The sequence below is a fragment of the Melioribacter sulfuriphilus genome (assembly GCF_051488685.1).
Taxonomy (GTDB): domain Bacteria; phylum Bacteroidota; class Ignavibacteria; order Ignavibacteriales; family Melioribacteraceae; genus Melioribacter.
Map to the genome: position 1 here is coordinate 69,185 of NZ_JBPSEH010000009.1, position 25,884 is coordinate 95,068.

Sequence of the window (25,884 nt, forward strand, 5' to 3'; positions counted from 1 at the left end):
CATATGGTGCAGCCTTCTTTTAATCGATTTGTCTCTTTAGCCACTGGTCGATCGTAAGTTTTAAGAACTGAATGTTAATAGGCTTGGCGATATAATCGTTCATCCCTGCTGCTAAACATTTTTCACGGTCTTTCATACTTGAGTGCGCAGTGACAGCAATAATCGGAATTTTACCTACATCGCCGGGTAAATTTCTAATCTGTTTTGTGGCGGTAATGCCGTCCATATCTGTCATCTCGATATCCATTAAAACAAGATTATATCTGCCTGTTTTAACTGCATCAATAGCTTCGCTTCCGCTCGATACTGCTTCCACTGTGTAACCGACTTCGCGGAGGATTTTTAACTCCAGGTCCTGACTTATCGGATTGTCTTCAACCAGTAGTAAACGTTTTTCAGACTTCGATTCTTGAATGGATGGTTTTAGTGCTTCTTGTTTTTCTATCTCTTTTTGATTGTAAATTGAAGCTGCTGCAACTCCGGATTCTTCGCTTTCCGATGGAGTGAGCCTGAACCTGGCTGTAAAGTAAAATTTACTTCCTTGACCGGGTTTACTTTCGACATTAATATCGCCACCCATCAGTTTAATGAATTCTTTCGCAATAACCAATCCTAGTCCCGTGCCTTCCTTTTTGTCCTTTTTGTCTTTTACCTGCACGTAAGGTTCAAAAAGAAGGGGAATTTTATCATTAGGAATTCCCGTACCAGTATCAATTACAGAGGTAAGGATTTCGATTGTACTTGTAGTTCTATTTTCTACTTTTACAGAAATCGTAACGCTTCCTTTGTCGGTGTATTTAACAGCATTGCCAGCCAGATTTAATACGACCTGTCGGTAGCGTGTGGCGTCTCCGTAAATTTTATCGGGCAGACCTGGATCGATCTCTTCGATAATTTCAATTCCCTTTTGTCGAGCTGCTTGACCAATTATCGACGATACTTTATGAATTTCTTCACTCAGGTCGAACTCGTTTTCTTCGAGTTCCATCTTACCTGCTTCGATTTTAGATATATCGAGAATATTGTTGATTATGTCCAGTAACGATTCAGCTGCAAGACGGGCATCCCGCGCGAATTTTTTTAGTTCCTCCTCACTTTCAAAAAGGTCATTTTCAATCAATGTAAGAAAACCCATAACCGAGTTCATTGGAGTACGAACTTCGTGACTCATATTAGCCAGGAATTTAGTTTTATAGCTACTTTCTTGTCGAGCTTTCTGCGCAGCTATGTCAGATTTAATTTTTTCCTGTCGCAATGCTTCCAGTGCTTTCTGGCGTTCGTGTTCTGCCAGCACCTGTTGAGTTATGTCCTGAAGGCTGCCATCGAAAAATGTTGCGTCTTCCTCCTCGTCGTAACTCAGCCTTACATTCATTTTAACTGCAATTTCACTGCCGTCTTTTTTAAGAAACTGTACTCTGTAATTTTTTACCTTACCCTGTTTTTCGAGCAATTTATTCAACAAATCTGCGTCCGATTTCCTTTTGAAGAGGTCGTTGAAAAAATTCAATTTATTAATTTCTTCCTCCGATGAATATCCCAGCATTCTGATAAGAGCGGGATTTACAGCGGTGAATTTGCCTGCTGGAGTAATTTGAAATACTCCCTCAACCGAATTTTCAAAAATATTTCTGAATTTTTTTTCTGAAAGGACGACTTCGTAGCTCTTCAGTAAAGCCTCGCGACGGAGTCTGTAATTAATATAACTTGCGACCACCGCCATAACGCTTATGATCATTACCAGTACAATCGATTCGAGCATGTGCTGAATATTTTGAGCCTGATTGGCTATTGCCGAAGCAACAAACACGAGGTTATAATAAACTGCAACTAAAACCTGATGGCGTACCTCCCAGCTGAGAAATAATGCGGCAGTAAATATTATTAGACTTATTATGTGCGAATTGAATACTAAGGTTTGTGGTTCCAGATAAATCATCACTCCGAAAGACGCCACGATCGACATTAAAAGAATGTGTACCAGCAAGGCGGGATGTTCTTTGCCATGTCGTGAATTAGATAATACAAGTAGTACAAAGGCGATGAAAACGGAAAATAAACGCGATACATAAAGTTGAATGCTATGCTCACTGAAATAGAGCACTTCGAAAATTAGAGCTATCCCGCCAGATGCAGCAGAAAAAATGGCCAACGATCTGAATGGAGATAAAAGCTCCTTTTGTGTTTCTTGCTTTATATATTCATTAACTTTATGCTCTAATGTTCGGGAATATTTTTTAGCTGTATTTCCTGCTGTTACCACTTGTTACCCGTTATTTTCAAAGTTAGGGAAATATTTTATGTTCTGATAATAATCATGCTTCGGGAGTATATCAATAATTATCGATACTAAATTAATAAATAAATAATTAATATATTATCGACATAATTAAAATTTCTTTAGGATGAATTGTGGACTTTTTACTGAACATCGACATTTCTCTTTTCTATTTTATTAATCATACTTTGTCCAATCCACTATTCGATAAGTTTTTTCCATTTATAACAGATCCTCGAAATTGGTTTATTGCTTATACTATTCTTTATTTAACTTTGATAATTAAGGGGGGAAGAAGAGGAAGAATTGCAGCTGTTGTTTTGATATTTCTTGTAGCCATCTCCGACCAATTGAGCAGTAACTTATTGAAAGATTTATTCGAAAGGCTCAGACCCTGCAATGCATTGTCAGATGTAAGATTGCTTGTTGGTTGTACTGGGTCATACTCGTTTCCATCGTCTCACGCAGTCAATAATTTCTCCGTGGCAATTTTTTTCTCGAGAATTTATCCAAACTATAAAATAGCTTTTTTCACAGTGGCTTTTATTGTGGCATTTTCAAGACCGTATGTTGGCGTTCATTACCCCTCTGATGTAATAGGAGGAGCAATCATTGGCTCGGTTGTAGGATATCTCTTTTCGTGGGTCGTCTTTCAAATTGATGAAAAATTCAACAAACGTTTTGTCCGAATCAAATAGGATTAAATATGGCAAAGAAAAAAGAACTTAAGACTAAACTCGAAATTGCAAAAAACTGGTTGCCCCGTTATACTGATACTAAAATTGACGAATTTGGCGACTACCTTCTATTGACAAATTTTTATAATTACGTAACTCGATTTGCAGAACGATTTAACTGCGACATTAAAGGAATCGGGAAACCGATGCAAACGGCTACCAACAATCAGGGATTGACAATAATTAATTTCGGTATCGGTTCGGCCAATGCAGCTACTATTATGGACTTACTGACTGCCAGAAATCCTAAGGGAGTACTTTTCCTTGGTAAATGCGGTGGATTAAAACATTCGACTGAAATTGGTCATTTCATTCTACCGATTGCTGCTATAAGAGGCGAAGGTACAAGCAACGACTATTTTCCGCCAGAAGTACCAGCTTTGCCCTCATTTAAACTTCACAAATTTGTTTCCGATAAAATTATTGAACGTAAAATGGAATACAGAACAGGTGTTGTTTACACTACTAACAGAAGGCTATGGGAATGGGACGAGTCATTCAAAGCATATTTGAAAAAACTCGGTGTTATTGCCATTGATATGGAAACGGCTACATTATTTATTGTAGGGTATGCAAATCAAATTGCACGCGGAGCTCTATTACTGGTGTCAGATTTGCCAATGTTTCCTGAAGGCATAAAAACTGATAAGTCAGATCGATATGTGACGAAAAAGTATACCGATATTCATCTTGATATTGGTATCGAGGCTATGACAGAAATTGGTGCTAAGGGTGAACCAATAAAACATTTTACTTTTTAAGGTAAGAACACTATTTTGTCATTGATGTTTAACTTTCGTTTATAGATGTGGAGGGAAATATGAAATCGATCTATAATATTATATTGACGATTTTGTTGCTTGTTCTGATGACTGTTTTTGTTATTCCGCAAAAAAACATTGTACCACCACAGGAAGAGAATAAAATACATAACACCGTAGAAGAACTCTTTAAACTCAGTAAACAAAAAAATTATGAAAGAGCCGCCGCCTTAATTGTTTACAATGGTGAAGATTCAAACAGAAAACTCAAGTCGGTATTAAATCCAAATAATGAAGATGAATTAAACACAGCCAGAAGGATATGCAAAAAAATTTCAGCTCTTCTGAATGTAAGTGAAAAATACACAATTAAAGAAATTGTAGATGATAATATGCAGGATAACAAAATTACCAAAGTTACAGTTTCGTTTTTAAATGCTGGACAGGAGCTCCTCGTTACACTTAAATTTATAAAATTACCTTCCGGATATGCATTACTGGAAATGAATTAATCTAATCTCATACAAAATCTGTTGTATTTTTTTCAATACTCGATAACAAATCAATAATATTGATGTTAAGAAATATTTTAAAGAACAAAAAAGTAGTTAGGTGATTTTTTCGAGTATTTATACTTTAGTGACTTTGTCGATTAAGTCCGATTTTACCTTATTTGAAAAAAGCACGATTACCTAGAGATTCAACCTATCGACAATTGTGAGTTTGATTTTATGATTTAGCATTAGATTTAACGAATGTAGCTCTGCATGAAAGATTTCTAAAGATTATTAAAATGTAGTATGCCCGGTGAATGGTATTTGTTCTTGCCATCATTCGGATTCTGGGAAACTTATTTATTGTGTTTACTATCAAATCACTTCGAATTATATGGAGTGGTTAAGTACAATAACAATGGAGAGCGTTAAGTTACCAAATTAAACAATGAACTCAGAAAATTGCTCAAAGGCGAAATAATCAATTAGAGCAAGCAGTAACTTGCTTTAATTACTTCTTATCAGCTTCGTCCAATTTCAATTCTTTCGCAAGCTATCATTCTTAATTAAAATGACGAGTGTAGTTTACTCATTTTAAAAGGATTCTGATCTGCTTAAAACAACATAAGTTTTTCCTGGAGTATTACTTAAAGCGACATACAAAGCGAATTCTGCTATTATCTAGAAGCAATATGTATTCAGATGGACTATTATATACAATTCTTAACACTCGGTAATGAATTTTTTCCATAAATGTTTATATTTGCTTGAAAAAATGCGGGAGAGGTTTATTGAACCCGTTAGGAACCCAGCATATTGCGGAATTTATTGACTGCGATAAAACCTATCTCAATAACGAAAGAAAGTTAAAATCATTTCTGAAAAAAAGTATTGAAGAATCCGGTCTTCACTCTGTAGGAATAGTAAGTCACAAGCTTGAATCACTCGGCGTTCCAGTAATTGCAATTATTAATGAATCTCATATCGGTTTGCATTCTTATCCAGAAGCGGGTCATGTATCTCTCGATGTTTTTACCTGTTCAGATCCGAATAAGCATATTAAGCTAATTGACTATCTGCGAAAAGCTCTCAAACCGAAAAAAGTTCGACTTGGATATTTGAAAAGAGGAAACATAATCGAATTTCACGAGCCGGACTGGATTCCTTCTGTCTCCGGCTACGGATTCGAAGTAAGCTACCATGCCAGCAAAATTCTCTATTCCAAAAATTCGAAATATCAAATGATAGAAATAATTGAGAACGAGCATTTCGGTAGAATGCTTTTTCTCGACAATGAACTGCAGATTTCCGAATATGATGCTGATATATATAACAGAGCATTAGTCGATCCGATTAGAAAGTCGAATATTAAAATAAACAAAGCGGTGATTTTGGGCGGTGGCGATGGTGGAGTGCTCAACGAATTATTGAAAATTAAACCGCGTAAAGTTACTCTGGTAGATATCGATCCTAAAGTAATTGAAGTAAGTAGCAAGTATCTCCTCAAAATCTCTCAAAAGTCTTTTATCGATAAGAATGACGAAATAGTCTATCAGGACGCACTCCATTATTTAAAGAATAACAGCGGCTTCGATGTTGTAGTTTATGATCTGACAATGCACCCTGAGGCTTTCTCGAAAATTCCGCGTGAAAAATTTCTCGATAATTTCTTTAATGATATTTATAAAAGCATGAATCCTGGCGGAATCCTCACGCTTCAATGTTGCTCACATTTCGACTCAGAAACGCATGCTCTTGTTGATTCCATTCTGAATAAATATTACAAAGGTATAAAGTACTACACTGTTTATATTCCCTCTTTCTGCGAAAAATGGATTTTCGCTTCCGCACGTAAATGATAGAGACTGGCGGAAGTAATTTATTACTTATAATAAAAGAGAGAAAATAATTATGTCGATAGTCAAGTATTTCAACTTCGATCAACTCCACACAAATTATCGTAATGAAATAATAGGAGGACTTACAACTTTTGTAACTATGGCTTACATAGTTATCGTAAATCCTAAAATTCTTGAAGCAGCTGGAATACCGTTCGGCCCTTCAATGGTGGCAACAGTTTTGACTTCATTTTTCGGTACTTTATTATGGGTGTCTATGCCAGACGTCCATTCGCAATTGCTCCATATATGGGTGAAAATGCATTTATAGCTTATACTGTAGTGAAAGTACTCGGCTATAGCTGGCAAACAGCATTGGGTGCAATCTTTATCAGCGGTGTTTTGTTTACCATTCTGACATTAACAAAAATGAGAAGCTGGCTTGCAAATGAAATCCCCGAATCACTAAAAATTTCCTTCGCTGTGGGTATAGGTCTGTTTTTAACTTTTATTGGACTTAACGATACTGGTATTGTAAGTCTTGGAGTGCCAGAAGCTCCGGTAAAAGTAGGTAATTTATCGGATATAAAAATTCTACTGGCGGTGCTGGGTTTTATTATTATTGCTGCATTGATGATTAAAAAGGTGCATGGTGCAATAATTATAGGCATATTGAGCGTTACAGTCCTCGGATTTTTATTGGGCGCTGCACCTCTGCCAAATAAAATCATTGATATGCCACCTTCAATCGAACCGGTATTTCTAAAAATCGATTGGGTAGGAGCTCTTACGTGGGGATTTATCGCAGTGATACTCGTTATATTTATAACAGATTTAATCGATACTCTGGGAACTTTACTTGGACTGGCCTATAAAGCCGAGATGCTGGACGAAAATGGGAATTTACCAGACATCGAGAAACCGATGCTATGCGATGCATTATCGACAGTTGTAGCTTCTTTACTCGGTACTACTACAGCCGGAGTTTATATTGAATCGGCAGCAGGAATTGAAGCAGGAGGACGTTCCGGTTTTTCTGCAGTTATAACGGCGCTCCTATTTTTGGGTACATTATTCCTTTCACCTTTCTTTACATCAATTCCTCCGTTTGCATACGGCGCCGCTTTGATCATTGTAGGATTTCTTATGATGTCGCCAATTAAAAATATCAATTTTGGAAATCTCTCGGAAGCAATTCCGGCGTTCGTAACGATCGTAATGATGTGCTTCACCTATAATCTCGGCGTTGGAATGACGGCTGGTTTTGTAATCTACCCGCTTACGATGACTCTTGGTGGAAATTTCAAGAAGATCTCAACTGGTATGTGGATCTTATTCGTATTCTCTCTTTTGTTCTACATTTTTTATCCATATTGATAAGTACAAATAATTTCTAACAATTTTCGGTAGGAGATAATATCTATAGTGTAATAAACGACTTTTTCAAAGACTGAAAATAGGAAACGAAAGCAACAATTAAAGATTTTTACGACTAAGTGATGAAAGTCTTAACAAGAAATTTCATGACGATATAAGGTCTAGTGGAAGAATTGTATGGCATATGGTACTAACTATCGTTGAAATGGCTCAATTAATGGAACTAAACGTCAGAGCAATTGGAAAGGATGCTTAATTGCTGTCAAATGTTCATGAGTAAATCGATAAGTTCAAGAAAGTAGCATCTGGACTTTATAACGAAATTGAGAAACAGTGGACTGACGAGACGTTACTTCGCGAAGACATTCTATACGGAGAAACCTGGAAACGAGGCAAAAGTCTTTCTGTAATGATGGCTCATCATATTCATCATCTTGGACAGTTAACGGTTTTTATGAGACTTGCGAGACTGAAAGTCCCTGGCGTATACGGCCTTGCTAAAGAAGAATGGGTTGTTTATGGTATGGAGCCGCAGGAGTAGTTAACTGATTGATTGATGTGTCGTGTAATTTTGAATCACTTCCATGGCCAGATTACGCATGTGTCAATTTCAGGAAAGATAACGTAATCGGCTTTCCCTTTCATAACAAGTGTGTCAGCTTCGGGAAGTTTCAAATACGATTTTGCTGTAACCAGTGTTTTGCCTGTAACAGATACATCGTCTACAATCAAAATTTTTTTGCCCTCTAAATTTTTATTTATCTCAGATAATATTTTCGGTGTTTCGTAAATAGGTTGATTGTTATTGTCTCTAAAGTTGATCTTTAATGTAATCAATTCAGCATTCAACTTATAAGCAATTAAAGAGGCTGGTACAACGCCCCCTTCTCGAATACCGACGACGGTATCATAAGCCGGAAGTTTGAACAATTTTATTCTCTCAGAGATTTCACTGAAACTAAGTTCTCTCATCGAGATTTTCTTAAGCCTCTTTTCTTTTAATCAAAATAATATTCAGTATTGTAAGCATAACTATTCCTGGAATCGCTGTAGAAAATGAATTAAATAAATAACCGTTACTTAATTGCAGTCCAGAAATATTTAAAAATGCAAAGAAATAAACGAACATAACTGATATGAAGTAACTTAATGGTGCAATGACGTATTTAAAACGACTTACATGCTTGAGCAAATATGCAGCTGTAACAAATATAACTAACTCGAGAGTGATTAATTGAACAATCTCAAAAGCTGGCTTGCCAGTTATAAGATAATTAGTAACTGGAGCTAAAAGAGATGCGGCAAATGCTACATGAAATCTGAAATACAATACGGCTATTAACGGTGCATAATAAACTGGGAGAACGTATTTCCCGAGCGGTATTCCATTTATATCAGGCAGAAGATGAAAAACTATTGGAAGGATAACAGCCAGGACAAATATAGCAAGAGTTTCTCTAATTTGTAGTTTTTCTGATAATCTTGCAGCTAATAATGTACTTGAATTTCCCATGAGTGGTTTCCCCCTTTTTTAAAAATTACTGCAAATATAAGCGATTCTTATAAATATGCCAAAAAAACTGCTTAATTTTTGTTCATCAATAGAAGAAGAGTCCCAGTTATTAATCTTGATTTTTTTTATATTAAATAAAAAAAATGTGTGAATATTGTAGACATGCATTTATGGGATAAAAAATGCGAAAGAATGTTCTTTAAAAAGTTTCTTTTAGAGCATTCTCCAGATGAACTTTTTTACTATACAAAAGATAATCATTATTATGCATATTGGCCTAAATCATATAAAGGAAGGAAGTATACACTGCAATCGAGAAATGCTTTCATCGGTGATTATACAGAAAAGTTTGTTCATGATTTGTTAAGTGAATATGCAAGAAGTATTAATTGTTACGCAGTAAGAAAGGTCATATGTAAAGAAATTGAACTCAGTAAAGATTCTCCTGCAGATGTTGCTATTTGTAAAGAAAATAAACAAGAACAGAAGCCAGAGGATATTAAAATAATAATAGAAGTAAAAATGTCATTAGTTTGGAATTGGAAATTAACTACATCACAAAAAATTAGATATGTAGGCGATTACACTACACATAAAGGTACTCCGAGCTTTTTAAGATCAGATACAATGCTTAAAGCTATCGGAAAAGCAATTAACATTAGAATTTCTTCAAATAAAGCGAATTATATACCAATAATCATTATTGGTAATACACCGATAACTGAAACGTACAGGACTAAAGTTGATAATCTTCGTGAATATGGAATTGTGCAAGGTTTTTGGTCTATTAACCCATCTCCTTTGGATAACAATGGAGAGAATATTAAAGATACCATTAAAAAAGGATTTATTAGGATAGATAATTATGATGAATTAGTTGAAAATATTAATAGATTATTAAGTGAAGATAGAAAATTTTTTTCTGGCATGAAATCAAACAGGGAGTTGGGACGTTTAATCGAGAGTGCTAATAAAGAAGTTGATATCGAGAAAAAAGCCGAGCGATTTTTAGAATTACTAAGAGAGAGTCATGAGTCCTAATAATAGAAGAAACGGTACTAAAACAAGTTCATTTGGTACTCCAGGTAAAATCAATCATGATTCATCGCAATTTTACAATTCTAAGTTATACGATGGTATTAATAAAGAACAAAAAGTAAAGTATATTGAGAATAGTATTCCACAAAATGTTTTAGACAGGCATTTTTGCCATAGCAGTGAGAGTATGCATGAATTACCTGACAATTCTGTACATTTAATGATAACATCTCCTCCATATAATGCTACTAAAGAGTATGATGAAAACTTAAGTTTAGATGAATATCTTACCTTATTGAGAAGAGTATGGAAGGAAACTTACAGAGTGCTTGTTCCTGGTGGTAGAGCATGTATCAATATTGCTAATCTTGGTAGAAAACCATACATACCGTTGCACAGCTATATAATTAAAGATATGCTGGAAATAGGATACTTGATGCGTGGAGAAATTATCTGGAATAAAAGTTCAAGTGCCAGTCCTTCGACAGCTTGGGGAAGTTGGTTATCCGCTGCTAATCCTGTATTGAGAGATATTCATGAATATATATTAGTATTTAGTAAAGGTACTTTTTCGTTGAAAAGCAACGGCAAAGAAAGTACAATAACTAAAGAAGAATTTCTGGAATGGACAAAAAGTGTCTGGACGTTCCCTGCGGTATCTGCCAGAATAATTGGTCATCCAGCTCCTTTCCCCGAAGAATTACCTGAAAGATTGATAAAAATGTATTCATTTAAGAATGACGTTATTTTAGATCCATTTCTAGGAAGTGGAACAACAAGCCTTGCAGCTCTTAAAAACAATCGTCATTATATTGGCTATGATACCGACAGAAAATACATTGAACTGGCAAATCGAAGGATCAGTGAATATAAAAATCAGATGAAATTGTTCGACTAACATTTAATAAAACACAACTGAATAGTCGACAAGTTTCTTCTCTTTGTAAACGAATTTTGCGCTGAAGAATTTTTCCTGAAAAAGCCACGGTATGAAAATTTTATCTCCCTCCCATAAATTCAATTTGCCGAATTCTTCATATGGAATCCACTCTAAATTACCTTCTGATGAATTAATCAGATTGCCATTGAATTTACTTGCTGTATAGACAAATACATACCAATCTTTTTCACCGTCGAACAAAGGAAATGTTATAAAACCTCTTAATCTGGGATTAGTAATGATTAATCCCGACTCTTCTCTAACTTCTCTAATAACACACTCTTCGGGAGTTTCACCTGCCTCGAACTTCCCGCCGAGGCCATTCCATTTCCCTTCATGCATATCGTTTTCTTTTTTGACGCGATGCATCATCAATATTTTATTGTTCTCAATAACGTAACAAAGAGTTGCAAGCTGCATCAATTATTTCTTCCTTTTATTTTTTAATCGAATCTGCTAAAATTTTGGAAATATCGTCGAGCTCGTCGAGGAACCATTTCACTTTTTCTGGTTTGGCGCGTTTGCTGTCTCTAACGAGTGCTAACCATAATTTACATTCATTGGCATATTTAAGAGAGGCAATTGTATGGATATTAATTTCCTTTGTTGTAGTAGCGGCGCTGGCTTCGATATAACTACTTATAACGCTTGTGCCGCTGCCAAAGAGTTCGTCTCCAATTCTCTGGGAAACATTGTCTTTCGGTAGCTGATCGATAAATTCAATCAGTTTTAATGTAAAAAAGTAGAGACGCTTTCTAAATTCACCTCTCGATGGCTCTTTTACCAATTTTTACTCCGTTAAATTATAAAGCGAGATATTCTTTTTTCATTAAGTAATTTTGAACGTAGTCACTTACGCCTTCTTCCAGACTCATGATTTTATTTTTGTAACCGGCGGCGCGTATCTTATCGAGATTTGCCTCCGTAAAATATTGGTATTTGTCTTTGATCTCCTCGGGCATATCGATAAATTCAATATTAACTGGTTTGTCGAGGGCTTTGAATATTGCTGTTACAAGTTCAATCCATGTTTGTGCTTTTCCTGTGCCTATGTTATATATTCCATTTTTGTCTTTATGCTCAATGAAAAATAGAGTCATATCCACAGCATCTTTAACATAAACGAAGTCTCTCTTTTGTTCACCATCTTTATAGTTCGGATGATAAGATTTGAATAACTTAACTTTTCCTTCTGATTTTATTTGTTGAAATGCTTTGTGAACTACGCTTCTCATATCGCCTTTATGATATTCGTTTGGTCCGTATACATTGAAATATTTCAATCCGACTACTTTATTGAGTAAACCATTCCTTTTGACCCAGAGGTCAAAGAGATGTTTTGAATATCCGTACATGTTCAAGGGTCTCAAATCTTCCAGATGGGATTCGTCGTCGTCGTAACCTTTTGAACCATCCCCATATGTGGCTGCTGAAGATGCATAGATAAAACGAGCGTTGTTTCTAAGAGCATATTTTGCCAATTCCTGAGAGTAATGTACATTGTTGTCCATCAGATAGTCGGCGTCTTTCTCCGTTGTTGAAGAACAAGCGCCGAGATGAATAATTGTTTCCGTATCGAAGGGGAGACTGTCGTTGATGATATAACTAATGAAATCTTCTTTGTGATAGAAATCTTCAAATGAAAGTCCGTTTAAGTTTTTCCATTTGCTATCTGTGCCGAGTTCGTCGACGATAATAATATCGTCTCTTCCTAATTGATTTAGTTTCCAGACAACAGCGCTGCCTATAAAGCCCGCGCCACCAGTTACAACTATCATATTCTTCCCATTTATTTATTATATTTTGAAATAAAATTAATTATACTAAACAATAAATAAAATAAAAGCTGACATCAAAACTAAGAATTTTTCTGTTCATATTATCACGGACATAATATTATGAATAAATTTAACTTATTAAAAGAAATATTAACGCAGCGTATAATGATACTCGACGGCGCAATGGGAACAATGATTCAGCGCCATAAATTGAGTGAGGAGGATTTTAGAGGCGAAAAATTCCGTGACCATAAATCGCCTTTGAAGGGCAATAACGATATACTGGTTATAACTCAGCCGGAAATAATAAAGTCGATTCACTATCAATATCTCGATGCGGGTGCTGACATTATTGAAACCAACACTTTTAATTCTACTTCGATTTCTCAAGCTGACTACGGCACGGAAAGTTTCGTTTATGAATTAAATTATCGAGCGGCTATGATTGCAAGAGAAGTGGCCGACGACTTCACAGCAAGAACCCCTTCCAAACCGAGATTTGTTGCTGGCGCTCTGGGACCAACAAATAAAACCCTTTCCATTTCACCCGATGTAAACGATCCGGGTTTTCGTGCAATCACATTTGATGATATGAAAGTCGCTTATAAAGAACAAGCAAAGGGATTGATCGACGGTGGAGTCGATATTCTTTTGCTCGAGACGGTCTTCGATACTCTGAACGCAAAAGCTGCACTATTTGGAATTATGGAGCTTTTCGAAGAAATGGGTGTGGAATTGCCGATAATGATTTCCGGTACAATTATCGATATGAGTGGAAGAACTTTGTCCGGGCAAACTACGGAAGCATTCTGGATTTCGATTTCGCACACAAAAAATTTACTTAGTGTTGGATTAAACTGCTCACTCGGTCCTGCTCAAATGCGTCCCTTCATTTCTGAGTTATCCGAAATTGCCGACGTTTTTGTAAGTCTTTATCCAAATGCGGGTTTGCCAAATGAATTCGGTGGATACGACGAATCGCCAGAAGCAATGCTGAAAATCTTAGAAGAGTACGCAGCCGAAGGATTTTTAAACATAGTGGGCGGATGTTGTGGCACTACTCCAGAACATATAAAATCATTTGCAACGATCGCCGAACGGTATCAACCACGAAAAATACCCAGAGTGGAACCCTTTCTTCGCTTAAGTGGTCTGGAACCGCTAATATTCAGACCCGATACAAATTTTGTCAATATTGGTGAAAGAACAAATGTTGCCGGCTCTAAAAAATTTGCACGTTTAATAAAAGAAGGAAAATATGAAGAGGCATTATCGGTAGCCAGAGAACAGGTGGAAAACGGTGCACAGATTATCGACGTGAATATGGACGAGGCGATGATCAATTCTGAAGAAGCAATGACTAAGTTTTTGAATTTAATCTCTTCAGAGCCGGATATAGCACGCGTGCCCATTATGGTCGACTCCTCTAAATGGAGCGTTATTGAAGCAGGGCTCAAATGCTTGCAGGGGAAAGGTATTATCAATTCGATTTCGCTCAAGGAAGGCGAGGATAAATTTAAAGAGCAAGCAAAAAAAATTATGAAATACGGTGCCGCCGTTGTTGTTATGGCTTTCGACGAAGAAGGTCAGGCAGATACATACGAAAGGAAAATAGCTATTTGCAAAAGGGCTTATGATATATTGACCAAAGAAGTAGGATTCCCACCACAGGATATTATACTTGACCCGAATATTTTTGCAATTGCTACGGGAATTGAAGAACACAATCAATATGCACTGGCGTATATTGAAGCCGTAAGGTGGATTAAAAATAACCTGCCACTGGCTAAAGTGAGCGGAGGAGTTAGCAATGTTTCGTTTTCATTCCGCGGCAATGATATGGTAAGAGAAGCTATGCACTCGGTTTTCCTTTATCACGCTATTGAAGCCGGTATGGACATGGGAATAGTTAACGCAGGACAGCTTGCAGTTTATGAAGAAATTGAACCTCAGTTGCTTAAGCTCGTCGAAGACGTCGTGTTGAACAGAAGACCCGATGCTACTGAAAGGTTAATCGAGTATGCAAACAGTATCGATAAAACCAGGCAAAAAGAAGTTAAAGACGAACAGTGGCGAAAGGAATCTGTAGAAGAAAGATTGAAGCACTCCTTAATCAAAGGGATTGTCGATTATATTGAAGAAGATATAAATGAAGCACTGAAAATTTATAAAAATCCTCTTTCTATTATCGAAGGCCCTTTGATGGAAGGGATGAGCGTTGTAGGCGATCTTTTCGGTGCGGGCAAGATGTTCTTACCTCAGGTGGTAAAAAGCGCAAGGGTGATGAAAAAAGCTGTTGCAGTTTTAATCCCTTATATCGAAGCCGACAAAAAAAATACTGATTCGAGCAAATCGGGCACGATATTGCTCGCCACAGTAAAAGGAGACGTTCACGACATCGGCAAAAATATAGTTGGCGTTGTTCTCGGCTGTAATAATTTCAAGATAATCGACCTCGGCGTAATGGTACCGGCAGATAAAATTATTCAAACTGCAATCGATCAAAATGTAGATATAATTGGACTGAGCGGATTGATTACACCTTCACTTGACGAAATGGTGCATGTTGCAAAAGAAATGGAAAGAAGAAAGATGAGGTTACCACTTTTGATAGGAGGAGCTACAACATCAAGAATTCATACTGCGGTTAAAATCGATCCCGAGTATAGTGGTTCGGTAATTCATGTGCTCGATGCTTCCAAAAGTGTTCAGGTGGTAAATAATCTTCTTATGGACAAAAATTACGTCGCTCAAGTAAAAAATGAATATGAAGAATTAAGAAAAAATCACGTTAAAAAAATATCCGAGAAAAACTTTGTTACTCTAATAGAAGCCCGCAACAACAAATTTCATTCAGACTGGAAAAGCTACCAGCCGATAAAACCGAATAAGTTGGGACTGACGGTTTATAATGATTATCCGCTTGAAGAAATTAGCCGCTTTATTGACTGGACACCCTTTTTTCAAGCCTGGGAAATGAAAGGAAAATATCCTGATATTTTAAAGAACGAATCTTATGGCAAAGAAGCCCAGAAATTATATGATGACGCATTGTCAATGTTAAAAGAAATTATTAGCAACAAACTACTGAAAGCATATGCTGTCGTCGGTTTATTCCCGGCTAATTCTACAGGTGACGATATCGAACTTTATTGCGATGAATCATCTACAGGATTGCTGGCTGTAATGCATACATTGAGACAGCAAATCAAGAAAGTTAAAGGACAGCCCAATTACGCACTGGCTGACTTTATTATGCCTAAAGAATACGGTGTGAACGACTATGTAGGCCTCTTTGCCGTTACGGCGGGAATAGGAATCGACGAGGTTGTAAGATATTACGAATCAAAACATGACGACTATAATGCTATTATGGTAAAAGCCCTTGCAGATAGACTTGCCGAAGCTTTTGCTGAATTGCTTCATCTTAAAGTGAGAAAAGAATTGTGGGGCTATGCCGCAGATGAAAATCTTACGAATGAAGAATTAATCTCTGAAAAATATATTGGAATTCGCCCGGCACCAGGATATCCTGCTTTGCCAGATCATACGGAAAAAATTACAATCTGGAAAGTCCTTAATCCCACAGAAAATGCTGGCATCATATTGACCGAGAGCATGGCTATGTTACCGGCTGCTTCCGTTTCAGGTTGGTATATTGCACACCCCGAAGCCAAATATTTCAACGTGGGCAAAATTGGCTTTGACCAGCTCGAAGATTATAGAAAAAGAAAGGGAATGAGCAAGTCGGAAGCAGAAAAATGGTTACGCACTATACTGAATTACGATTGAGGATTAATTATGATTATAGAAAAAATATTGAAAGAGTTATATCGAAAAGAATTCAAAGTGAAACTTGTGAAAATTTCTCCCTTGCCGCCTTCCGGTTCAGCAAGAAAATATTACAGACTGCACTCAGGAAATAATACTGTAATTGGCGCTTATAACGAAGATACTCTGGAAAATGATGCCTTTTTTTATTTGACTGGCATATTTAAAAAGCTCGGTCTAAATGTACCTGAAATTTATTCTATTGATCACATTAATAAATGTTATCTTTTGGAAGACCTTGGCGACGTAACCTTGTTTTCTTTATTAAGAAAAAAAAGAAAAGGTAAAATTCTTCCTGCCGATATTGTCAATTTATATAAGAAAGCTTTAGAAGAACTCTCAAGGTTTCAGTTAGATACTATGGGAAAAATTGATTTCCGAAAATGTTACCCCCGCAAATCGTTCGACGAATTGTCGATGAAATGGGACCTGAATTATTTCAAATATTATTTTCTGAAGCCAAGCGGTATTCCATTTGACGAAGATAAACTCGAAAAAGATTTTAACAAATTTATTGAATATCTATCTAAGGCAGACGGCAATCATTTCATGTACAGGGACTTTAATTCGCGCAATATCTTGGTAAAGAACAACGACCTCTATTTCATCGATTATCAAGGAGGTAGACGGGGTCCTTTACAATACGACATTGCTTCTTTTCTATACGATTCGAAAGCTGATCTGAGTGACGAACTGAGGATGGAATTATTAAACCATTATCTGAACATCGTGAGTAAATTCCATAAAGTCAGGCACACGGATTTCATGAAATATTATTATGAGATCGTGCTTTTAAGACTTATACAGATGTTCGGAGCGTATGGTAATCGCGGGCTATTTGAGGGCAAAGCTCACTTTTTACAGAGCATCCCTTATGCTGTTAAGAACCTCGAATCGATTCTCAATAAAATTAAAATCTCTCGTAAAATTCCTGAATTATTTCGGGTTCTCAACGAAATAACACACAATAAGAAACTCGATGTTTATAAGTGGAATCCAAACCACAAACGTTTAATTGTGCGTGTATACAGTTTCTCTTACAGAAATAAAATACCAAACGACATAAGCGGTAACGGTGGAGGTTTTGTATTCGATTGCAGAGCCATACCGAATCCAGGCAAAATTGAAAAGTATAAACACCTGACGGGTCGTAATAAAAAGGTTGCAGAATTTTTGAAAGCTCAGCCAGCTGCAATTAAATTTCTCAACGAATCGATTAGCATGGTAGATCAGGTCGTGGAGAGTTACCTCGAACGTGGCTGGCGCGATTTGATGGTTTGTTACGGTTGTACCGGCGGTCAGCACCGCTCTGTATTTTGTGCAGAGAATCTTGCCCGCCATCTCAAAGAAAAATATAATGTAAAAGTTATACTTCAACATACAGGGCTAACTTCATAATGGAAGCGTTTATCCTTTCTGCTGGACTCGGTACGAGACTGCGCCCGATTACAGACACAAAGCCGAAAGCACTCGTTAGCATTAAAGGAACGCCTCTCCTTGAAATTATTATTCAGAAATTGATCGACGCTGGCTTTAGGCGAATTGTTATTAATGTACACCATTTTGCAGAACAAATAATAAACTTTCTCAATTCGAAAAAGAATTACGGAATAGAAATTATAATTTCCGACGAATCAAGTAAATTGCTCGATACGGGTGGTGGTTTGAAAAAAGCTGCCCCTCTTTTCACTGGTAAAAATCCTGTCATGGTTCACAACGTCGATGTTCTTTCCGACATTAATCTTAAAGCATTTTATCGACTTCACATCGAGAATGGTAATTTAATCACTCTTGCAGTGCAAAAAAGAAAATCGTTAAGGTATTTTCTTTTCGACGAAAAGAAAAACTTATGTGGCTGGATGAATGAAAAGACAGGTGAAACAAAAATAGTGCGTGAGTATGAAGGAAATATCGAGCGCCTTGCTTTCTGCGGTATACAAATTATCCAGCCTGAGGTATTTCATTATTTCCCCGAAAGGGAGGTCTTCTCGCTGGTTGAATTTTATCTGGAACTTGCATCACAAAAAAATTTATCTGAAAAAAATAAAATTAGCTATATTGAATACACCGATTCTCTTTTCATAGATTTGGGCAAAATTGACAATTTGAGAAAAGCAGAACAATATTTATAAAAATCGAGATTATATTATGAAGAGACTCACTCTCATTTTATTGCTTGTTATTTACAGTTGTAACTTTATTGCTGCGCAGGGTAAAGATTGGATTAAAGAACACTATACAAAAAAAGAATATCAAATACCGATGCGCGATGGGGTTAAATTGTTTACAGCAGTTTACACGCCTAAAGACACTTCGAAAAAATATCCAATTCTTATGGTGCGCACACCTTACAGGGCAGCACCTTATGGAGAGGATAACTATCCGAATTCGCTTGGACCTAACGAAGCATTTGCTAAAGATGGATATATATTTGTTTTTCAAGATGTTCGTGGAAAATTTATGAGCGAGGGCGAATTTGTAAATATGCGTCCGTATATCCCGCATAAAAAAAGTAATAATGATGTTGATGAAACCACAGATACTTACGACACTATTGAATGGTTAATAAATAATATAAAGCACAATAACGGCAGAGTAGGAATCTGGGGAATTTCATATCCAGGATTTTATGCTGCAATGAGCCTTATTGATTCCCACCCAGCTTTGAAAGCTGTATCTCCCCAAGCTCCTATTGCGGATTGGTTCATCGGCGACGACATGCATCACAACGGCGCATTTTCACTCTCAATGTCGTTTAATTTCTTTAAATCATTTGACCAGCCAAGAGATTCTCTTACTACTGAATGGAAAACAATCGAACCGTACGATTCTCCAGATATGTACACGTTCTTTCTTAATTTAGGTCCCTTGAAGAATATAAATCAAAAATATTTCCACGAAGCCTTGCCTTTCTGGAATCAGATAATGGAGCATGGTACCTATGATGAATTCTGGAAAGCACGCAACAATTTGCCCCACTTTAATAATACTAAGCCGGCTGTTTTAATTGTTGGAGGCTGGTACGATTCCGAAGATTTATATGGTCCAGTAAATATTTATCGCTCCATCGAAGAAAAAAATTCTTCGAATGATTGTCGCCTTGTAATGGGGCCATGGAGTCACGGCGCATGGGCACGCTCTGACGGAAATTCGTTTGGCGATTTCATCTTCCCGGATAGTACAAGTAAATACTATAACGATTCGATAATATTTCCATTCTTTAATTATTATTTAAAAGGCGAAGGTAAAATTGAATTACCAGAAGTATTAACTTATAGAACTGGAAGCAATAGATGGATAAGGTATAAAGAATTTCCACCGAAAGAATCAATAATTGGCGAACTGCATCTTGGAGAAAACGGTACTTTGTTATGGGAAAAGCCGGTTTACTCAGATGTTCGCTATGATGAATTTATTAGTGATCCTGATAATCCAGTCCCTTATACCGCCACATTCTATGATTCGCGCAGGATGTATAATAGAACTTATATGAGTGAAGATCAGAGATTTGCAGACGCACGCCCCGATGTACTCTCATATTCAACCGCTCCACTCGAAGAAGACTACACAATTTCAGGACCAATCGACGTCAATATTTACGTTTCGACAAGCGGCACAGATGCTGACTGGGTTGTAAAAGTAATAGATGTCTACCCATACAACGAAGAAGACATGAATAATTCAGAAGTGGAATACGGAGGCTATCAGCGGCTTATACGTTATGAAATAATGAGAGGGAAATTTAGAAACAGCTACGAGAAACCTGAACCCTTTGTCCCCAATCAAATAACAAATATTAAATTCCGCTTGAATGATATTGACCATACGTTCTTAAAAGGTCATAGAATAATGATACAAATTCAGAGTAGCTTTTTCCCATTTTTCGATCGAAATCCTCAAAAATTCGTCGACATTTATAAAGCGTCTGAAGAAGATTTTCATAAAGCGGTCCACAGAGTATATTTCAATAGTCAATATCCTTCGCATATTAAATTTCTTACAAATAAATAACGGAGGCACTATGCTACGAAAATTGGTCGTACTATTTTTTGCCGTTGTTATAGCATCCGGAGTCAATGCTCAGACAATTGCAATTGGACCGCAGCTTGGTTATCACAAGTCGGAAGACGCAGATGGAGCAATTATGCTTGGAGCCGCTGGCAGATTTTATCTTGCTCGCTCACTAGCTCTCGAAGCCTCTATTAATTACCGTACAGAAGAATACGAAGGCGGAACTTTGAAAACAACTATGTATCCTGTAATGGTTAGCGGTATGCTCTATTTCTTTCCACTTTTGTATGGTACGGTTGGAGCCGGCTGGTACAATACTAAAATCGATTTTGCCGAAGAATTTAATTTATTGGGGCTCAAAGACGAAACTAAGAGTGAATTCGGTTATCATATCGGTCTTGGCGCCGAATTGGGCGTGGGAAATTTGATCCTTACAGGTGATATTAGATATGTCTTCCTCGATTTGAAGCTCGATCGACTGCCTGGTATTAACGAATTTAAAAATAATTTTTATATTATAACCGCTGGAGTTCTTTTCGAACTCTGATCCGATATTACTAAAACGGGAGGAATATGATACTCGATCAAATTAAGCACGCAGAATACTATTACCCACTGGGAGAGAATTTTCGAAAAGCATTTGAATTTTTAAAAAACAACGACCTGGAAAATATTGGCGAAGGAAAATATGAAATCGATGGTGAAAATGTTTTTGCGATAGTTCAAAATTATGACACCAAACCTCGAACAGCAGGTAAATGGGAAGCGCATAAAAAATACGCAGATATACAATTTATAGTATCAGGAAAGGAAAAAATTGGATTTTCTTTCCCAACCAAAATGATTGTTACAGAAGAATACAATCCAGATAAAGATATTATGTTTCTTAAAGGAGAGGGTGAGTTTTTGATTCTCGAAAGTGGTTGCTTTGCTATCTTTTTCCCTACAGACATTCATATGCCGGGTATAGCTGTAAATCTTTCAACTCCGGTTAAAAAAGTTGTGATAAAAGTAAAAGTGAATGATTAAAAAAAACGGGCTATCTAAAAGTTATCTCTTTAAAGAGAACACTAATTTTACCAATTTTCATGAGTAATTATTCGAGCTCTTTGCTTTTAGATAGCCCCTTTTGCAATCTTATTTATTTGACCGATACATTGTCTTTGAGGAATAACTTCTGCAATTCTTTTTTTTCTCTGTTTTTCCAGATGCCTTTGTGGTAAGCGTAACCAGCAATCAGCGGCATGGCAAGAGTAGCTTCCGAATAAACCATTTGTTCGTAGGTAGTTTCAACTTTGCCCCACGAGCTTGCCTCTTTGAGAGTCGAACTCGAAAGAGCTCCGTCGCGTACATCGGCAACTGTAATTTGGATTGCATATTTATGCATCGGAGCATTTTCCGTAAGAATATCTGCAGCGACAACGATATCCTGCGTAAAGTTTTTTGGTACTCCACCGCCGACCATAAAAATTCCAGTTTCTTTGCTATTTAATTTAATCTGGGTCAATTCATAAAAATCTTTTCCCGAATCGAAGGAAACATGTCTTTCTGGGTTATTATGTTGATGCATTACTATTCCAAAACCAGCAGAACAATCCGAAAATGCAGGTACGAAAATTGGCACGTTGTTTTTGTAAGCCGCATAGACTACACTGTCGTCTACTTTGGGTCCACCAATCTCATCTAAATATTTTCCGAAATGCCACAGTAATTCCCTCGACGAATAAGGACGTGGTTCAAGACTATCGAAAATTTTGGCCGTTGTATCGTCGCATATTCTGAGTTCGTCTTCGTCGATGAATGTATCGTAGATTCTGTCGATATGGAGTTCTCGTAATTCGTTGTCGTCGACGTAAGGTGAACCGATATAATGCTTGAAGCCAAGCGCCTCGAAAAAGTCCTGGTCTACCATTATTGCTCCAGTCGAAACGATTACATCCACCATGTTGTTTGTGACCAGGTCGTAAACCACTTTCTTTAGACCAGCGCTGAATAAACTACCTGCAAGCGTCAAGATTACAGTGCACTCCTTATCAGAAAGCATCTTTTCGTAAATTTTCGCTGCACGATTTAAGTCGCGGGCGCTGAATGCCATCGATGACATTGCATCTACTAATGGTACTACATTATGTTGTTTGATATCAATGTGTTTGATTATTTCCTTTAAATAATCTTTTTTCTGTCTCATTATTTCCCTTTCCTTTTTAAATTCGAAGCGGAAATATAATAAATAATTTTCTCGATTAAATATGAAAAATGTACGGAAACAAGGTAAATTCCCTTCCCCCGTTATCCATAAAACAGGTCAAAATCGGATAGAATCAAGCCAATCATTAAGGAAAGCATGCCAGAACTGAAAATTTCAACTGACCTTTCTTGACATTCTTAGAATATAGAAATATATTTGAAACCTTTGAAAAATAGCATTTTATGTTTGGAGGATATTTTGAAGCAGGAGAAAATTACAAAATTTATTAAATCCGAGGATGCTGACAAAAAATGGTACTTAATCGATGCCAAAGACCAGGTGCTGGGTAGATTGGCAGCCCGAGTTGCAAGTATTATCCGCGGTAAGCACAAGCCAATATTTACACCTAATACTGATACTGGCGATTTTGTGATTGTTATTAATGCCGATAAGATCAAGGTAACCGGTAAAAGGGAGCAACTCAAAACATATTTCCATCACTCGTTATATCCAGGCGGTGTCAAAATAACAAGCTTTTCTGATTTACTTGCCAAAAAACCGGAATATGTTATTGAGTTAGCAGTTAAAGGAATGCTTCCGAAAAACCGATTGGGCAGAAAACTATTTAGAAAATTAAAAGTTTATGCCGGCGAAGAGCATCCTCACAAAGCACAAAAACCAGAAGTAATAAGTTTATAGTGGAGAGATTTGATGGCAGATAAAATATTCGTTGGACGCAGAAAAAATTCAGTTGCCAGAGTATTTCTGAGAAGCGGCTCCGGTAAAGTAACGGTAAACGACAGGGAATTTGAAAACTATTTCCCACAAAAAGTACACAGAGACAATATCCTCCTGCCGTTTGTTGTAACTGAAACGCTCGGTAGATACGACGTTTTTGTTAATACTAACGGAGGTGGCATTTCGGGACAATCCGAAGCAATCCGATTAGGAATTGCTCGCGCTCTTGAAGCCATTAATCCCAATTTTAGGTCGTTACTAAAAGCCGAAGGTCTTCTCAAAAGAGACCCCAGAATGGTCGAGCGCAAGAAATACGGTCAGAAAAAAGCTCGTAAAAGATTTCAATTTTCTAAGAGATAATTTATTAACATTCATACTCTCGTTTTGCTTCCTGTGTCCCGCACGTATCGGGATGAAGAGCAAACTTTCCACACAAAAAGGAAAGATGAGAGTAGAAGAAAAACAGGAGAATCATTATGTCTAAGATAGGTCTTAACGAATTAATTGAAGCTGGTGCCCATTTCGGACACTTAACCCGCCGCTGGAATCCCAAAATGAAACCCTACATCTTCATGGAGAAGAACGGGATTCATATTATCGACTTGAAAAAAACTCAGGAAGCAATTGAACAAGCCAAACAGGCCATGCTTGAGCTTGTATCGCAAGGTAAAAAGGTTCTTTTTGTAGGTACGAAAAAACAAGCAAAAGGAATAATTGCAGAAGAAGCTAAAAGATGCGATTCAAACTGGGTCAGCGAGAGATGGTTGGGCGGTATGCTCACAAACTTTTCTACAATTCGCAAGAGTGTTAAACGCCTTCAAAATATCGATAAAATGGAAAGCGATGGCACATTTGACAAAATTACCAAGAAAGAGCGTCTGAAATTAACACGCGAGCGTGACAAGCTCCGTAAAGTTCTTGACGGCGTTGAAATGATGACACGACTGCCCGGTGCTCTCTTTATTGTTGATATTAAAAAAGAAGAGATAGCAGTAAAAGAAGCAAACAGACTCAATATCCCGGTTTTTGCAATTGTCGATACAAATTGTGATCCTGACCCGATCGATTATGTAATTCCTGCAAACGACGACGCTTCTCGGGCTATCGAGATTATAACCAGGGCAATTGCAGATGCAGTTATTGAAGGCAATGCAAAAGCAAAAGAACTAAAAGCTCACGAAGTCGCCGAAAAAGAAAGAGAAAAGAAAGTAACCGAAACAGAGGAAGAAAAAGAAGAGAAGCCGAAAAAACCACGCATCAGGAAAGTAAAATTCGATAATAAAAGCGAGAAGAAATCCGATACAAGAAAAACTTCTGATACTCAGAATGAGGATAACTCCAAAGAAGAGAAAGCAGAAGAACCACCAAGCGAAGGAACCCAAAATTAATACTCGACCTTTTTCAGGTCGATCTTTTGTGTTAAATGTAAATATGGAGGAATGTTTATAATGGCTATAAGTGCTGCACAAGTTAAAGAGTTAAGAGAAAAGACAGGCGCCGGTATGCTCGATTGCAAAAAGGCTCTTGAAGAATCCAACGGCGATTTTGAAAAAGCAATCGAAATATTGCGTAAAAAAGGAGCCGCTGTTGCCGCTAAACGAGCAGAAAGAACCGCAAGCGAAGGTTTGATTCTTACAAAAGTATTTGATAACGGTAAATCGGCTGCAATTCTTGAAGTTAATTGCGAAACAGATTTTGTTGCCAAAAGTGATGACTTTGTTAAATTCGCAGAAACTGCTCTTGAACTATTGCTCAAACACAAACCGGAAAATGTAGAAATGCTTTTGAATCTGTCGATTAACGGTAACACTCTCAAGGATGCTCTAAATGAGATTACCGGTAAAATCGGCGAAAAAATCGAAATTTCTAGGTTTGATATTGTCAATGTTGAAAATGGCTTGATTGTTGATTATGTACATCATGGCTCTAAATTGGGTGTATTGCTTGCTGCCGAATATGCACCACATGACAAGAAAGACGAACTTGCAGTAATTCTGAAAGATATTGCAATGCAGATTGCTGCTATGAAACCGCTGACTATCTATCGTGAAGAAGTAGACAAAGGACTGATCGAAAAAGAACTCGAAATTTATAAGGAAGTTGCACGTAAAGAAGGAAAACCTGAACAGGTGCTCGAAAAAATTGCTACAGGTAAACTGAATAAATTTTTCGAAGAAAATTGCCTTGTTGAACAGGTCTTTGTTAAAGACAATACGAAAAAAGTAGGTGCTTTAATTGATGAATTCAACAAAGCTAACGGTGCCCAGGTAAAATTAAAAACCTTTAGAAGGTACCATACGAGCGACGAAAAAAAATAATCGTGTAAGAAAAGGTCTTATTTCCAAATAAGACCTTTTTTTTTATA

General features: G+C 37.0%; 24 protein-coding genes and 1 pseudogene. 18 read left to right on the forward strand and 7 right to left on the reverse strand.

The genetic code is table 11. The features are described 5' to 3' along the window. Positions 1 to 19: 19 nt before the first annotated feature. Positions 20 to 2,260, reverse strand: coding sequence for a PAS domain-containing hybrid sensor histidine kinase/response regulator (locus ACSSV9_RS12750; RefSeq protein ID WP_437347642.1), 2,241 nt, complete (start codon positions 2,258 to 2,260; stop codon positions 20 to 22). Positions 2,261 to 2,409: 149 nt separating this feature from the next. On the opposite strand from ACSSV9_RS12750, the gene ACSSV9_RS12755 reads away from it, so the two are divergent. From ACSSV9_RS12755 to ACSSV9_RS12780, 6 genes and pseudogenes are all read left to right on the forward strand, one after another. After that, complete coding sequence (locus ACSSV9_RS12755; RefSeq protein ID WP_437347643.1) at positions 2,410 to 2,973, forward strand: phosphatase PAP2 family protein; 564 nt, start codon at positions 2,410 to 2,412, stop codon at positions 2,971 to 2,973. Positions 2,974 to 2,981: 8 nt separating this feature from the next. After that, positions 2,982 to 3,773 carry an AMP nucleosidase gene (locus tag ACSSV9_RS12760; protein WP_437347644.1) on the forward strand — a complete coding sequence of 264 codons (792 nt, stop codon included), beginning with the start codon at positions 2,982 to 2,984 and terminating at the stop codon, positions 3,771 to 3,773. 59 nt (positions 3,774 to 3,832) lie between these two features. Continuing rightward, complete coding sequence (locus ACSSV9_RS12765; protein WP_437347645.1) at positions 3,833 to 4,285, forward strand: hypothetical protein; 453 nt, start codon at positions 3,833 to 3,835, stop codon at positions 4,283 to 4,285. Between the two features lie 773 nt (positions 4,286 to 5,058). Continuing rightward, positions 5,059 to 6,126 carry an adenosylmethionine decarboxylase gene (gene speD / locus ACSSV9_RS12770; RefSeq protein WP_437347646.1) on the forward strand — a complete coding sequence of 356 codons (1,068 nt, stop codon included), beginning with the start codon at positions 5,059 to 5,061 and terminating at the stop codon, positions 6,124 to 6,126. 52 nt (positions 6,127 to 6,178) lie between these two features. Beyond that, positions 6,179 to 7,482 (forward strand): annotated as a pseudogene (locus ACSSV9_RS12775) (NCS2 family permease). A gap of 280 nt (positions 7,483 to 7,762) precedes the next feature. Next, positions 7,763 to 8,023, forward strand: a complete 261-nt coding sequence (locus tag ACSSV9_RS12780) for a DinB family protein (protein WP_437347689.1) — start codon at positions 7,763 to 7,765, stop codon at positions 8,021 to 8,023. Between the two features lie 35 nt (positions 8,024 to 8,058). Here the strand turns inward: ACSSV9_RS12780 and ACSSV9_RS12785 are convergent, their stop codons facing one another. Continuing rightward, complete coding sequence (locus ACSSV9_RS12785; RefSeq protein ID WP_437347647.1) at positions 8,059 to 8,454, reverse strand: phosphoribosyltransferase; 396 nt, start codon at positions 8,452 to 8,454, stop codon at positions 8,059 to 8,061. 10 nt (positions 8,455 to 8,464) lie between these two features. Beyond that, entirely contained in the window at positions 8,465 to 8,995 is a 531-nt protein-coding gene (locus ACSSV9_RS12790) for a hypothetical protein (protein WP_437347648.1), read from the reverse strand. Positions 8,996 to 9,142: 147 nt separating this feature from the next. On the opposite strand from ACSSV9_RS12790, the gene ACSSV9_RS12795 reads away from it, so the two are divergent. Both ACSSV9_RS12795 and ACSSV9_RS12800 read left to right on the forward strand, forming a co-directional pair. Then, positions 9,143 to 10,036, forward strand: a complete 894-nt coding sequence (locus ACSSV9_RS12795; RefSeq protein WP_437347649.1) for a hypothetical protein — start codon at positions 9,143 to 9,145, stop codon at positions 10,034 to 10,036. Next, positions 10,026 to 10,931 (forward strand): DNA-methyltransferase, encoded by a 906-nt coding sequence (locus ACSSV9_RS12800; protein WP_437347650.1) that lies wholly within the window; start codon positions 10,026 to 10,028, stop codon positions 10,929 to 10,931. Before ACSSV9_RS12795 ends, ACSSV9_RS12800 begins: the two co-directional genes overlap by 11 nt. Before the next feature lie 3 nt (positions 10,932 to 10,934). Here the strand turns inward: ACSSV9_RS12800 and ACSSV9_RS12805 are convergent, their stop codons facing one another. From ACSSV9_RS12805 to rfaD, 3 genes are read right to left on the reverse strand one after another with little or no spacing between them, the layout of a single operon-like run. Next, complete coding sequence (locus tag ACSSV9_RS12805; RefSeq protein ID WP_437347690.1) at positions 10,935 to 11,393, reverse strand: NUDIX hydrolase; 459 nt, start codon at positions 11,391 to 11,393, stop codon at positions 10,935 to 10,937. Positions 11,394 to 11,409: 16 nt separating this feature from the next. After that, a complete protein-coding gene (locus ACSSV9_RS12810; RefSeq protein WP_437347651.1) occupies positions 11,410 to 11,760 on the reverse strand; it encodes a four helix bundle protein in 351 nt (116 codons plus the stop codon). Positions 11,761 to 11,776: 16 nt separating this feature from the next. Next, complete coding sequence (gene rfaD, locus ACSSV9_RS12815; RefSeq protein ID WP_437347652.1) at positions 11,777 to 12,751, reverse strand: ADP-glyceromanno-heptose 6-epimerase; 975 nt, start codon at positions 12,749 to 12,751, stop codon at positions 11,777 to 11,779. 120 nt (positions 12,752 to 12,871) lie between these two features. Between rfaD and metH the strand changes: the two genes are divergently transcribed. The 6 genes from metH to ACSSV9_RS12845 are packed head-to-tail and all read left to right on the forward strand — an operon-like array spanning position 12,872 to position 21,622. After that, a complete protein-coding gene (metH, locus tag ACSSV9_RS12820) occupies positions 12,872 to 16,543 on the forward strand; it encodes a methionine synthase (protein WP_437347653.1) in 3,672 nt (1,223 codons plus the stop codon). Between the two features lie 9 nt (positions 16,544 to 16,552). After that, positions 16,553 to 17,980, forward strand: a complete 1,428-nt coding sequence (locus tag ACSSV9_RS12825; RefSeq protein ID WP_437347654.1) for a RapZ C-terminal domain-containing protein — start codon at positions 16,553 to 16,555, stop codon at positions 17,978 to 17,980. Continuing rightward, positions 17,980 to 18,714 carry a nucleotidyltransferase family protein gene (locus ACSSV9_RS12830; RefSeq protein WP_437347655.1) on the forward strand — a complete coding sequence of 245 codons (735 nt, stop codon included), beginning with the start codon at positions 17,980 to 17,982 and terminating at the stop codon, positions 18,712 to 18,714. Before ACSSV9_RS12825 ends, ACSSV9_RS12830 begins: the two co-directional genes overlap by 1 nt. Before the next feature lie 16 nt (positions 18,715 to 18,730). Next, entirely contained in the window at positions 18,731 to 20,593 is a 1,863-nt protein-coding gene (locus ACSSV9_RS12835) for a CocE/NonD family hydrolase (protein ID WP_437347656.1), read from the forward strand. A 10-nt stretch (positions 20,594 to 20,603) separates the two neighbouring features. Next, the gene (locus tag ACSSV9_RS12840) at positions 20,604 to 21,140 is read left to right on the forward strand and encodes an outer membrane protein (RefSeq protein ID WP_437347657.1); all 537 of its coding nucleotides are present in this window, start codon (positions 20,604 to 20,606) and stop codon (positions 21,138 to 21,140) included. A gap of 26 nt (positions 21,141 to 21,166) precedes the next feature. Beyond that, positions 21,167 to 21,622, forward strand: coding sequence for a NanQ anomerase/TabA/YiaL family protein (locus ACSSV9_RS12845; RefSeq protein ID WP_437347658.1), 456 nt, complete (start codon positions 21,167 to 21,169; stop codon positions 21,620 to 21,622). A 112-nt stretch (positions 21,623 to 21,734) separates the two neighbouring features. Here ACSSV9_RS12845 and ACSSV9_RS12850 read toward each other — a convergent pair whose 3' ends face one another. Continuing rightward, positions 21,735 to 22,781, reverse strand: coding sequence for a 1,9-bis(guanidino)-5-aza-nonane synthase (locus ACSSV9_RS12850; protein WP_437347659.1), 1,047 nt, complete (start codon positions 22,779 to 22,781; stop codon positions 21,735 to 21,737). A gap of 258 nt (positions 22,782 to 23,039) precedes the next feature. Here ACSSV9_RS12850 and rplM point away from each other — a divergent pair, with 258 nt between their 5' ends. The 4 genes from rplM to tsf all read left to right on the forward strand — a co-directional run bounded on the left by rplM (position 23,040) and on the right by tsf (position 25,837). Next, positions 23,040 to 23,480, forward strand: coding sequence for a 50S ribosomal protein L13 (rplM, locus tag ACSSV9_RS12855; RefSeq protein ID WP_437347660.1), 441 nt, complete (start codon positions 23,040 to 23,042; stop codon positions 23,478 to 23,480). A 12-nt stretch (positions 23,481 to 23,492) separates the two neighbouring features. Further along, positions 23,493 to 23,879, forward strand: coding sequence for a 30S ribosomal protein S9 (gene rpsI, locus ACSSV9_RS12860; protein WP_437347661.1), 387 nt, complete (start codon positions 23,493 to 23,495; stop codon positions 23,877 to 23,879). Between the two features lie 116 nt (positions 23,880 to 23,995). After that, positions 23,996 to 24,907 (forward strand): 30S ribosomal protein S2, encoded by a 912-nt coding sequence (gene rpsB, locus ACSSV9_RS12865; protein ID WP_437347662.1) that lies wholly within the window; start codon positions 23,996 to 23,998, stop codon positions 24,905 to 24,907. Between the two features lie 60 nt (positions 24,908 to 24,967). Continuing rightward, positions 24,968 to 25,837 (forward strand): translation elongation factor Ts, encoded by an 870-nt coding sequence (gene tsf / locus ACSSV9_RS12870; protein WP_437347663.1) that lies wholly within the window; start codon positions 24,968 to 24,970, stop codon positions 25,835 to 25,837. Positions 25,838 to 25,884 lie beyond the last annotated feature (47 nt).